This is a genomic window from Prevotella sp. P3-92 (genome assembly GCF_002251205.1).
Taxonomy (GTDB): Bacteria; Bacteroidota; Bacteroidia; order Bacteroidales; family Bacteroidaceae; genus Prevotella.
The window spans coordinates 44,580-56,915 of record NZ_NPJE01000018.1 but is presented as its reverse complement, the minus strand read 5'-3'; the positions used below and the strand labels follow the sequence as shown (position 1 = coordinate 56,915).

Annotated in this window: 8 protein-coding genes; 2 read left to right on the top strand and 6 right to left on the bottom strand. The window is 43.3% G+C overall.

Annotated features, from left to right (window positions below; all coding sequences use genetic code 11):
- Window positions 1-15: 15 nt before the first annotated feature.
- Window positions 16-1,677 carry a DNA repair protein RecN gene (recN, locus tag CIK93_RS02880; RefSeq protein WP_094446523.1) on the top strand — a complete coding sequence of 554 codons (1,662 nt, stop codon included), beginning with the start codon at window positions 16-18 and terminating at the stop codon, window positions 1,675-1,677.
- A gap of 23 nt (window positions 1,678-1,700) precedes the next feature.
- On the top strand, window positions 1,701-3,404 hold the full coding sequence (locus CIK93_RS02875; RefSeq protein WP_094446522.1) for a serine protease: 1,704 nt from the start codon (window positions 1,701-1,703) through the stop codon (window positions 3,402-3,404).
- Between the two features lie 769 nt (window positions 3,405-4,173).
- Here the strand turns inward: CIK93_RS02875 and CIK93_RS02870 are convergent.
- The 6 genes from CIK93_RS02870 to CIK93_RS02845 form a co-directional block, all read right to left on the bottom strand.
- Complete coding sequence (locus tag CIK93_RS02870) at window positions 4,174-5,379, bottom strand: tetratricopeptide repeat protein (protein WP_094390036.1); 1,206 nt, start codon at window positions 5,377-5,379, stop codon at window positions 4,174-4,176.
- A 19-nt stretch (window positions 5,380-5,398) separates the two neighbouring features.
- Window positions 5,399-6,613, bottom strand: a complete 1,215-nt coding sequence (locus CIK93_RS02865; protein WP_094390035.1) for a hypothetical protein — start codon at window positions 6,611-6,613, stop codon at window positions 5,399-5,401.
- Window positions 6,614-6,668: 55 nt separating this feature from the next.
- Window positions 6,669-9,173 carry a DNA gyrase subunit A gene (gyrA, locus tag CIK93_RS02860; RefSeq protein WP_094390034.1) on the bottom strand — a complete coding sequence of 835 codons (2,505 nt, stop codon included), beginning with the start codon at window positions 9,171-9,173 and terminating at the stop codon, window positions 6,669-6,671.
- A gap of 195 nt (window positions 9,174-9,368) precedes the next feature.
- Window positions 9,369-10,709 carry an ABC transporter substrate-binding protein gene (locus CIK93_RS02855; RefSeq protein WP_094446521.1) on the bottom strand — a complete coding sequence of 447 codons (1,341 nt, stop codon included), beginning with the start codon at window positions 10,707-10,709 and terminating at the stop codon, window positions 9,369-9,371.
- Window positions 10,710-10,733: 24 nt separating this feature from the next.
- On the bottom strand, window positions 10,734-11,531 hold the full coding sequence (locus CIK93_RS02850; protein ID WP_094390032.1) for an ABC transporter permease: 798 nt from the start codon (window positions 11,529-11,531) through the stop codon (window positions 10,734-10,736).
- The gene (locus tag CIK93_RS02845; RefSeq protein WP_173815110.1) at window positions 11,528-12,319 is read right to left on the bottom strand and encodes an ABC transporter permease; all 792 of its coding nucleotides are present in this window, start codon (window positions 12,317-12,319) and stop codon (window positions 11,528-11,530) included. Before CIK93_RS02845 ends, CIK93_RS02850 begins: the two co-directional genes overlap by 4 nt.
- Window positions 12,320-12,336: the final 17 nt, after the last annotated feature.

The following is a 12,336-nucleotide window of genomic DNA, read 5'->3' as shown; positions in this document are numbered from 1 at the left end:
AAAATGTAATGCATCATGCTTAAACGATTATACATCAAAAACTTTACACTCATTGACCTGCTTGACATGGAGTTCGAAACAGGTTTTTCTGTCATCACAGGAGAAACTGGCGCGGGAAAAAGCATTATACTCGGAGCCATAGGATTACTCTTGGGACAAAGGGCGGACACAAAATCCATCAAGCAAGGTACAGACAGATGCGTCATAGAGGCTCATTTCAACTTGGAAAAATACAAGATGAAAGAGTTTTTCGAACGAAATGATATTGACTACGATGCTCAAGATTGCATCGTCAGAAGGGAACTGACTGCTGCCGGAAAAAGCAGAGCATTCATCAACGACACACCTGTTTCACTCTCGCTACTCAAAGAACTCGGAGAACAATTAGTAGATGTGCACTCACAACATCAGAATCTGCTGCTCGGAAAACAGGACTTCCAAATCGAGGTGGTAGATATTCTTGCAGAAAACCAAACTCTGCTCGGAGACTATGCTGCCCAATATGAACGCTTGCAGAAAAAACAGCACGAACTCCACGAATTGGAAGAACAAATCAGACAGAACAGACAAAATCAAGACTTCATACAATTCCAATATAACGAACTGCAAGATGCTCAACTACAGGAAGGTGAACTTGAAGAACTTGAGCAGCAACGCGATATGATGGCACACAGCGAAGACATCAAGACATCACTCTTCACCGCCAACAATTGTCTAACCGCAGAAGAATATGGTACAGAGCCACAGTTGAGAAAAGCTCTAAGCGCACTCAACTCCATCTGCAACATCCTGCCCGAAGCCACAGCATGGACAGAACGCATACAAGCATGTTATATTGAAGTCAAAGACTTGGCACAGGACATGGAATACCAATTGTCAAATGTGGAATTCGACCCTGCAGAACAAGAACAGATAGAAAAAAGACTCGATACACTCTACTCGTTGCAAAACAAACATCATGTAGATACTGTAGCAGAACTCATAGAGTTGCGAAACAAATATGCCGCACAACTGCAAGATATGGAGAACGGAGACGAAGCACTCGACACGTTGAGAAATGAAATCAAGCAACTTCATGACAACTGCGAGAAACTAGCATCAAAGCTCTCACAGAAACGACAAAAGGCTTCAACAATTATAGAGAAGCAAATGCACGAACGACTCACAGCACTTGGAATGCCAAAACTCCAATTCAAAATCAGCATCAATACCACTACACTCAGACGTGACGGACACGATGAAGTAGCTTTTCTATTCAGCGCCAACACATCAAGTCCGCTCCAACCCATTGCTCACGTAGCATCGGGAGGAGAAATAGCACGCATCATGCTCTCGCTGAAAGCCATGATTAGCGGAGCTGTCAAACTACCAACCATCATCTTCGATGAAATAGATACTGGAGTAAGTGGAAAAATTGCAGAACGCATGGCTGAAATCATGCAGGAAATGGGAGACAAGGACCGACAAGTCATATCCATCACACACCTACCGCAGATTGCAGCACTCGGAACTGTACACTATAAAGTATCGAAACAGGAAAGTACCCAAGGAACCATCAGCAAAATGCAACGACTCAACGAAGAAGAAAGAGTTAATGAAATTGCACAGATGCTAAGCGGTAGCGACGTTTCTGAAGCCGCCATCGCTAATGCAAGACAACTGTTGAAACACTCATAACCAAAGCATAAAAAAACAAGAATATGAAGAAAATACTGATATCATACAAAAGGAAAACTATAGCTTTCATCCTTGCCTTCATGGCATTGACTACAACAAATGCACAAACACCATCATGGGCGGCAAAAGCAACAAAAAGTGTATTCACGCTCAAAACCTTCGCAACAGACGGTAGTCTTCTTGCAAGCACTACAGGTGTGTTTATTACAGAAGATGGAGAGGCAATCAGCAGTTACACACCATTCAGAGGTGCACAAAAAGCTGTGGTTATCGACGCCACAGGAAAGGAATGGACCGTTGAGAATCTCATGGGTGCAAACGAAATGTACGATGTGGCAAAATTCAGAGTACAGACCAAAAAAGCCAACGCCATAAACATTGCAGAATCTCAAGCCACAGACGGATCAGAAGTATGGATTCTACCCTACTCTGCCAACAAAAAACCAGGAACTATCAAAGCCTCTGTTAAAAGTGGGGAAACATTCATGGAATCGTACCGTTACTACAATATCCAGACAACAGCATCTAATATTGAAAACGGTTCACCAGTAATGAACGATAAAGGAGAACTCATAGGACTCATCCAACCATCTTCAAATACCAAACAGGCCGATGTCTATGCTGTTTCTGCACCATTTGCGGCAAACCTGAAACTTAACGGATTAAGTTTCAATGATCCTGCAATACAAGCTACAAACATCGATATTGCCATTCCCTCAGACATCAACGATGCACTACTGACACTATTCGTTGCACGCAACGCTTTCAAGACGCAAAAATACACAGATTACGTCAGACGTTTCGTGAAACAGTTTCCTGAATCAGCCGACGGCTACGTCAATCTAGCAAGAATTGCCATCAGCAACGAAAGCTATGAAGAGGCCGACAAATACCTTCAACAAGCTGTGAAGATGGGAAGCAACAAAGCTGATGCACACTATCAGTATGCACAAACGGTATTACAATACTGCCTCCAGAGCAACGATAAAAAAACTTTTGCCCCATGGACTCTCGACAAGGCACTTGCAGAAGCACGCGAAGCCTACAAGACAGAACCACAAAGCGTTTATATGCAACAGGAAGCTCAAATTCTATATACACAAGGGAAATACGACGAAGCCGGTGACCTCTATATGAAGTTGACAAACAGCGACCTCAGAAGTGCAGACATCTTCTATGCCGCCTCACTATGCAAAGCTCAGAAGAAAGATACCGTACAGCAACTTGCACTCCTCGATAGTGCAGTAGCTCTATACAACAAACCGTATTTGAAAGAAGCTGCACCATTTCTTCTAGCACGCGCACAAGCCAGACATGACGCAGGAAAATACCGTTTGGCTGTTGCCGACTATAACGAATATGGCACTCTAATGGTTGCCCAACTCGACGCACCATTCTATTATATGAGAGAACAGTCGGAAGTGGCAGGACGCCTTTACCAACAAGCTCTCAGCGACATAGACAAGGCAGTAGAACTAGCTCCTCAAGCCACACTATACCTAGCAGAAAAAGCAGCACTTCTGGTAAGAGTTGCCATGTACAAAGAAGCTATTGAAGCCTCACAACAACTCATCACATTGGCACCAGACGAAAGCGACGGCTATTATTTCCTTGGCGCAGCACAATGGCTGTCAGATAATAAAAAAGATGGAATGGCCAATCTACAGAAGGCCAAACAAATGGGCAATACTGCCGTACAAATCTTCATGGATCGACACACTAAATAACAATAAATAATAACTTTCAAAAACGAGGCATACTGTAATCAAGTATGCCTCGTTTTTCTATCCTATTACAGTCCGTATTATATCATCAAAGGATTACTCCAATACACAAAAGAAGTCATTTTATTTACATTTTCAAAATTTACAGTTATTACAGTATTACAGTTTTCAAGGAGCAAATACGATGAGTTAATAGTAAATTTGCCATCTTAAAGATATCAAAATCGCATTCAAACTGGTAAAAATTCCGTTTTCAAAAACTGTAATACTGTAATACTATAATGCGTAAGAGAATTTTTTATTCTCGACGCTACGAGTTTAATCGAATATTTCTTTGACAATTACCTTATCGTCCATCATCACACAACATATTCCTTTCACATACAAAGACAGTAATTCCTAACAAAATCCCAAGTGAGTCCCAATTAAGTCCCATAACCATACAGAAACAAAGGGAACTTGATAGGAGAAGTAAAAGACTACTAAGGTAAATATCGACAAGGCGTCAAATCACTTTTATTATTTCAGTTTCAGAATTGACTTCTCAACGAAGCCCCTTCACCCTATTATATGTTTCTACTAATACATTATCATTAATCTACACTTCGCCCATTAACCAATTCCCATGCCGCGTATACCTACCAAAGACGAGGCATGCTATGGTTAGCAAGCCTCGTCTTTCCATAAATGTTTTCAAACTATAAGGATTACTATTATCCCAATCTTTGAAGTTCTGATCAACTACTAATACCTAAAAGATCTGATCTGGTTATCAATCATGCATCAAGTGGTCAATTTCCTCAAACTGCTTCCCCATATTGAGGTTGAGATAAATACGGTAAAGTGCAGGAGCCCATTTCTTTTTCTCATTAGGTGCAAGTTTGCGATAAGCCTCCATATAAGGCCGCGCTTTGATATAAAATTCACGAATCTTCGTTTTGTTGTCGCGTGCCTTCACTCCCGTTTCCATTGTCAAAGCCTGATTTAGATAAGCAGACCCTATCGTATAGTATGGTTCCGGCATCGTATCACAATCGGCAATAAGCCGCTCGCTGATCCGCACACTCTCATCATAACGTTCAAGATTAAGCAGAGACGTGGCTTTGGCCAATTGGAAGATAGTGTTCTGTGGATTTACCTCAAGAGCACGTTCTGCATATTTCAGCGCCATCTCAAAATTACCATTCCCCGTATAATAGTCTTCCAAATGTGGAAAAAAATAAGGATGTTCTGGGAAACGCACGAACCCCTCGTCAAGAGTTGCGAGATAAGCCGAATCATTCCGTTGCCATTCGTAAGCCTCAGCCACATGCAACAGCGTATAGGCGGTCTTTGCAGTGTCAGCCATCGCCATAGGAGCATAGCGCAACACCTTGTCGGCATCATTCAATTTGTAAGCCGAATAGACAGCCCAATAGGCCGCCTGTGGCATTCTGGAATCTTTTGAAGAATAATTATATCCTTGGAAAAGTGGTTGGTTGTCGGCTTCCAAATAGGTTTCAAAGAAGCGTATTGCCTCTTTATAATTACCCTTACCTACATGATAGGTTCCGCCGAAATAGAGGTTGGGACGAAGCTGGTTGAGCAAACGCGCATGACCCTCCCGATACTTCAAACGCGGTTTCTTTCCACCATGTTCTGCCACATCTATTGAATCGAGCGACTCAGCAATGGCATATAGACGGTGAGTCAATCCGAAGAAGGCCGCTGTATCGTATTTCTGTTTAAGATACAATTTTTCGTTGGCCGCTTCGTATTGTTTCAAAACAGAAGTAAACCACATCAGATAGACTTTTTCATTCGTATGACACGTAGAGTCTTTCTGAAGCAGGTCTGTCATGAGTTTTTCCGCCTTGTCATAATCTTTGCCACTCTTGATATAAGACCGTGCCTGACCAAGCTCTTTCTTCTGAGCCTGCAGGCACGGTATAAAGGAGAGCAGCAAGAGAAACAAGGCAAGCAAGCGTTGCTTCTTCATCTGCTATAGTATTGTCTAATTATTTTGCTTCTGCTTCTGCAGCCTTTGTTTTGGGATCGTCTGCACCATAAAGGCCGTAATATGCTTGGTAACGGTTGTAGCCCCAACGTACCTGCGCCTTGTCTGGATCAATTTCCTTGGCAGCATCAAGTGCCTTTACAGCCTCCTGGAAGAGTGCCTTGCGAGCATTCGTATCTTCAGTATTTCCAGCTTGAACAATCAAACAAGTTCCAAGATAGTACTGTACCACAGCATTTTTGTCGTTTACAGCAATTGCCTTACGCAGCCATTCTGCACCAGCTTTAGGATCGTTGTCGTCAATAGCGAGAAGCATACCTTTGTCTGCAAGAGCTGTGAAATCGTTAGGATATTTAGCCAAGTGATTGTCGAGCAAAGCATCCTGAGCTTTTCTGTCTTTCATCTCACCATACATGATATAAAGACCATCAAGTACGACAGCATTTTCCGGGTTCTTCACATAAAGATCCTTCAAGGTTTCAATATACTGAAGAGAGTCCTGCTTGGTCTTCAGTTCGCTACGACCAAGATACAGTTTCAGATTCAGAGCTTCAGTCTTCTGTTCGGGATCTTCCATAGCCATATCGAGGTATTTATTTGCACGAGTCATATCCTTTGCCTGGGCAGCATAGCGACCGGCGAAGAATGCAACCTGTCCGAAATAAGCCTTCTGTGACTCATGTTCCTGTGAAGCGAAAAGGGGATCAGCTGATGAATCGAGGAATGCGCCCCAATATTTCAGCACAGCAGCATCGTTTCCTGAACGTGAAACATCCTGACCGATATTTACAAGATGAGTACGTACAGACCATATACGCTGAGCATTCTTCTCTGCAAACTTAGGAGCTACTTTGCCTTTGGCGTTGGGCTCTTGATCGTATTTGTTACACTCGATAGCGTCGTTGATTGCATTGCAGATAGCATCAGCAAGTCCGAGTGTATCGTATTGCTCCACTTTACCGGTCTTCATCTGCTCTGCCAACTGGTTCTCTGCAATAGTACCAGTTTCCTTGGTAACCTTCGACATGGCCAAATCTACCAATTTGTTGTAAGCCTTAGCTTTCTCTTCTGCATTAGGCAGATTAGCAGCTTTGACAAGACTTGCAGCCTCATCGTAAGTCTTAGCCTTCAGGATAGCCTTCAATTCGGGGCTGTCCCCAGCAAATGCAGCACCGCTTGCGATGCACATCATTGCCATTACAAATAATTTTTTCATAAGCTTTAATTATTAATTAAACTGTTATTTTATACTTTTTCCTTTTTTCAAGCTATTATGCCTCATCGTCATTCACATCCACCTCTTCGGTTTCGATATCTTCATCGGCATTGCTATCAACCTTACATACGGAAGCGATTGTATCGTTTTTCTTGGTAAGGTTGATAAGACGTACACCTTGGGTAGCACGTCCCATGATTCGTACATCGGCAACTTTAAGACGAATAAGAATACCGCTTTTATTGATAATCATCAGATCATTCTCGTCGGTTACCACCTTGATGGCTACAAGGCGACCAGTTTTTTCGGTCACGGCAAGAGTCTTCACACCCTTAGCTCCACGTGAAGTCTTTCTATAGTCTTCTACATCGGAACGTTTTCCATAACCGTTTTCTGACACAACCATGATAGACTCTGTCTGTGGATCGTTGACGCATACCATTCCTACGAGTTCGTCATCTCCTTCGTCAAGTCGCATACCGATAACACCGGTAGAGACACGTCCCATTGTGCGTACCTGATCTTCATTGAAACGTACAGCACGTCCGTTTCGGTTAGCCAGCAGCAACTCGTTATGACCATTGGTCAGACGTACTGCAACCACTTCATCATCATCGTTGATATTGATAGCCTTCACACCGATAGCACGCTGATGGCGATATGCTTCAAGACAAGTCTTCTTGATGATACCCTTCTTGGTGGCAAACACCACAAAGTGTGTTTTGAGGAATTCCTCATCGTTGAAGTTTTTCACGCGGAGTACAGCATTAATAGCGTCGTCAGACTCGATGTTGAGCATGTTCTGGATGGCACGTCCCTTCGAGTTCTTGTCGCCCTCGGGCACTTCATAGCATTTCTGCCAATAGCAACGTCCCTTACGAGTAAAGAAGAGAAGCGTGTTGTGCATAGTGGCAGGATAAATATACTCTGTGAAATCGTTGTCACGATGTCGGGCAGCCTTGGCTCCCACTCCACCACGTCCTTGCTCGTGGAATTCGTCAAGTTTCGTGCGCTTGATGTACCCCATGTGCGAAATGGTAATCACCACAGGATCGTCTGGATAGAAGTCTTCTGCATTAAACTCATGATCAAATGGAATGATTACGGTACGACGCTCGTCTCCATATTTTTCCTTCACTTCCTGGAGTTCCTCTTTCATCACTTCCTTACAACGCTCAGGATTGTTCAGGATTTCCTCCAAGTCGGCAATGAGTTTCATAATATCATCATACTCCTGATGGAGCTGATCCACGCGCAATCCTGTGAGTTGTGCCAAACGCATGTCAACGATTGCTTTCGACTGCATTTCATCAAGTTCAAAACGCTGTTCCAAAGCGCGTTGCGCATCGCTTGGCGTTTTGCTCTGACGAATCAGATGAATGACCTCATCGATATTGTTGACTGCAATAATCAATCCTTCAAGAATATGTGCGCGCTCCTGTGCTTTCTTCAAATCGTATTTGGTGCGACGTATGGTCACATCGTGACGATGTTCTACGAAGTACTTCACGCAATCCTTGAGTGTCAGCAGGCGAGGACGACCATTGACAAGCGCGATGGTATTGACAGAGAAACTGCTCTGCAGAGCAGTCATCTTGAACAGTTTGTTGAGCAGTACATTGGCATTAGCGTCACGCTTGCAATCTACCACGATACGCATACCCTGTCGGCCAGACTCGTCGTTAACATTGGCAACACCTTCTATCTTGTGTTCATTGGCCAAGTCGGCAATATATTTAACAAGGTCAGCCTTATTGACACCATAAGGAATTTCTGTTACCACAATTTTATCATGGGTTTCACCGGTCTCAATTTCAGCCTTTGCACGCATTACAATACGTCCGCGACCAGTTGCATATGCATCTTTCACGCCCTGCAGACCATAGATGTATGCTCCTGTTGGGAAATCGGGTCCAGGGATGTATTCCATAAGTCCATCCACATCAATGTCTGGATTATCAATATATGCACAGCATCCGTCAATCACCTCATTCAGGTTATGGGTAGGCATATTGGTGGCCATACCCACGGCAATACCGTTACCGCCATTAACCAACAGATTAGGAATCTTGGTAGGCATTACGGTAGGCTCTTGGAGGGAGTCGTCGAAGTTGTTGGTCATATCTACGGTGTCCTTATCAAGGTCATCCATGATGTGCTCACCCATTTTCGAAAGTCGGCACTCTGTGTAACGCATGGCAGCAGGTGAGTCTCCATCCACCGAACCAAAGTTACCCTGACCGTCAACCAACGTATAACGAAGGTTCCAATCTTGCGCCATGCGCACAAGTGCGCCATAGATAGAAGAGTCTCCGTGGGGGTGGTATTTACCAAGCACCTCACCAACGATACGTGCACATTTCTTATAAGGTTGAGTTGATACGTTGTTTACATTCATCATACCATAAAGGATACGGCGATGAACAGGTTTGAATCCGTCTCTAACATCTGGAAGGGCTCGTGCTACAATAACCGACATGGAGTAGTCAATGTATGACGACTTCATCTCTTCTTCGATGTTAATTTTAAGGATTCTGTCGTTGTCGATAGTTTGATCCATTATTTAATTGTTTTTTGTTTTCGTCATTTTTGTGCAAAATCGCGTTTAAGGCCGTTTTCGTGGCCTCTGACGCATTTCGCCACTTCAATTTCAATGTACAAAGGTATAAAAAAGTGAGCAGAACACAAAATATTTTAATGATTATTGGGAACAAAATACTGTTCTTTTTGGCTAATTCGCAGTTCACGATGCCATTTACAAGCGGATTACATGACGTCGACGGTGTTTGCGTGAAAGTCTACGGTGCTTGTTGTGTTCATATTTGCGTATGACCACAACAACTGTAAGTATGGCAACAGCAGTCAGAAGGAATACCGCAAGTCCCCCTCCAAGATTATCTCCTTTTACTTTTGACCACATGTCGAGCACCTCTGCCGTATGTTCGCCTGCATCATGAATCATAGCGCATCGGGATACCACCTGACTGTCTGGATACATAATAGGATTGAGGTGCGCCTTATGTGCGTCTTTTCCAAAGAAATAACCTAAATTGACTGTTTCCGGATATTCCACACTATCACTCATTTGCGCCAGAATTTCTGGAGTTGCCACACTACTGACATACCCCGTTGTCTCCATATTTGCAAGAGCCACCTTGGGTTGACATAGGTAGTTGATAAAATAAGCTGCGGCTTTCGGATTACGTGCATATTTGGGAATAACCCATCCGTCAAACCAAACATTACTTCCTTCGCGAGGAACTTCGTACCCCAGAGCGACTCCCACTTTACCCGCCTCTTCAATAGCCCAGACAGCATCTCCGCTCCACGTCATATTCAGCCATGCCTTTCCTTTGGTCATCGTTTCCTTGCCAAAATCAGACTCCCATCCTTCAATATTAGGTTTTATAGCCTTCAATTCCCGTTCCGCAGTTTTGATGGCTTCTGGAGAATAATCATTCATCAGTTGGGTTACGCTCAATTTTCCTGAAGCAATTTCCTTGTGATGTGCCCAAATGAGTGCTGTTCCGTAGGAATCACGATAGGAGTCTTTCATAAGTAAACGGTTGCGATAATTGCTATTCCACAACGTCCCCCACGTTTGGGCGTCTTTTCTATCTACATACGCTTTATTATACAAGATGCCACAAGTTCCCCACATATAAGGCACGGCATAATGGTGAGCCACACGCCCGTTATTACTTGTTGCATCAATCTGCCGAATGATATAGGGGGAAATATTCCGTATATAATTGGGAGTTTTTCCAAAACAAGTATCTATCGGCAAGAGCAGATTCTTGCGCAACATACGTTCAATAATATATTCTGACGGACACACCACATCATAGTCTTCATGCCCCCGCTCGATTTTGGTAAGCATGACCTCGTTGATATCAAATGTCTGAAAGATGATTCGCACCTTTCTTCCCGTTTGCTCTTCATACCATTTTGGGAAATCAGTCAAAACGTTCTCATCGATATAATCTGCCCAATTATAGACCTTGAGTATTTCCTCTCTGTTTTCGCTATTATAGCAAGATGTCAGCAACAGCAACGAGAGCATCAACGAACATATTATCGAGTTTATTTTCTTCATTGTCAACAGTACAGTCTCTTATATTCAGGTATTTGATTCACTCTTCACTTTTCTTCGATTAAGCGCTACAAGCATGAGCAGCACAACAACAAAGATAATAGTACTAAGCGGACGCAACTCTGGAGTCAGGCCTCCTTTTCTTGCATCGGCATAAATGTAGGTGGAAAGAGTTTCAAGACCTTCATTACCAATGGTAAAGATAGTAACGGCAAAATCATCAATACTCATCGTAACGGCAAGCATGAAGCCCGACACCATTCCTGGTAAGACTTCAGGGATAATGATTTTGCGGAGTGCCTGCATGGGCGATGCTCCCAAATCGAGTGCTGCCTCATAAAGATTCGGATTCATCTGCTTCAAACGTGGCAAGACACACAGGATGACATAAGGCAGACAAAAGGTGATATGCGACAGAACAACAGTAGTATAGCCTTGCGGGATGCCCAACGTAATAAAGAGTAAAAAGAGCGAAATACCAATAATCACATCACCATTAAGGATGGGGATGGTGTTGACAAAAGAAATAGCTCGCCGAATGCGCCTATTGCGCAGATTATGGATACCTATGGCTGTGATGGTACCGAAAACTGTTGATACGGTTGCGGTGATGAGTGCGATGCTTACCGTGTTAATAAATGCAGCCGTTAAGGAGTGATGTACATTATCCGAAAAAAGATTCCGGTACAGCTGAGTGGAAAATCCCGTCCAGTTTCCCATAACCTTAGCCTCGGTAAACGAGAATACTACTATGATGATAATTGGGGCATAGAGGAGCAAGAGCAACAGCCACAGGTAGCCCTGGCAAAGTATGCGTTTAATCATCTGATGCCTCCTTCCTGGCTGGCATCGTCACCAGCAATAAATGTAGATGCTCCTATGAGGAAGAGCATGATAAGCGAAAGCGCGGCACCATAATTCCACATAGAGTTGTTGATATTCTCTTGAATTGTTGTTCCAAACAATTTTATATTGTTCATGGTCAACAGTTCGGAGATGGCAAAGGTGGAGATCGTTGGCATGAAAACCATCAGTATTCCACTTGCCACACCAGGCATGGAAAGTGGCAAAACCACTTTGTAGAAACGTTGGAAGGGCGAGGCGCCCAAATCTTCCGCAGCCTCAAGATAGCTACGGTCCATCTTTTGCAACGTATTATAAATGGGATAAATCATGAACGGTATGAAATTATAGACCATACCAAAAAGTAATGCTGTTTCACCCAGGGGAATATCAACAAAGTCGAATAAAGCAACCGTTGCCAACGTACGTACCAGCACATTCACCCACATGGGAAGAATAAAGAGCATCACTATCGTAGAAGAATATTTCATCTTGGTCTGCGCCAAAATATAGGCTGCCGGATATCCAAGCGCTATACAGATCAGCGTATTGACAAAGGCTATTCCGATAGAATAGACAAAGGTATTAATGGCTTCCGGATGGGCCAAGAACTTCTGAAAATTATAAAGTGTGAAACACCCTTCTTCATCGGTAAAAGCAAAGGCTACAATAAGCAGCAAAGGCAGTACGACAAAAATGGCTGCAAAAATAGCATAGGGCATCGTCCAACTCTGCCTGGAAACCATTAGCTTTATCCTTCTTTTCTCCATTGTCTTTCTGGTATTGT

Bases quoted from the DNA above. Each gene is read 5' to 3' on its own strand.
- recN (WP_094446523.1), top strand. From the start codon at position 16: ATGCTTAAACGATTATACATCAAAAACTTTACACTCATTGACCTGCTT.
- CIK93_RS02875 (WP_094446522.1), top strand. From the start codon at position 1,701: ATGAAGAAAATACTGATATCATACAAAAGGAAAACTATAGCTTTCATC.
- CIK93_RS02870 (WP_094390036.1), bottom strand. From the start codon at position 5,379: ATGAAGAAGCAACGCTTGCTTGCCTTGTTTCTCTTGCTGCTCTCCTTT.
- CIK93_RS02865 (WP_094390035.1), bottom strand. From the start codon at position 6,613: ATGAAAAAATTATTTGTAATGGCAATGATGTGCATCGCAAGCGGTGCT.
- gyrA (WP_094390034.1), bottom strand. From the start codon at position 9,173: ATGGATCAAACTATCGACAACGACAGAATCCTTAAAATTAACATCGAA.
- CIK93_RS02855 (WP_094446521.1), bottom strand. From the start codon at position 10,709: ATGAAGAAAATAAACTCGATAATATGTTCGTTGATGCTCTCGTTGCTG.
- CIK93_RS02850 (WP_094390032.1), bottom strand. From the start codon at position 11,531: ATGATTAAACGCATACTTTGCCAGGGCTACCTGTGGCTGTTGCTCTTG.
- CIK93_RS02845 (WP_173815110.1), bottom strand. From the start codon at position 12,319: ATGGAGAAAAGAAGGATAAAGCTAATGGTTTCCAGGCAGAGTTGGACG.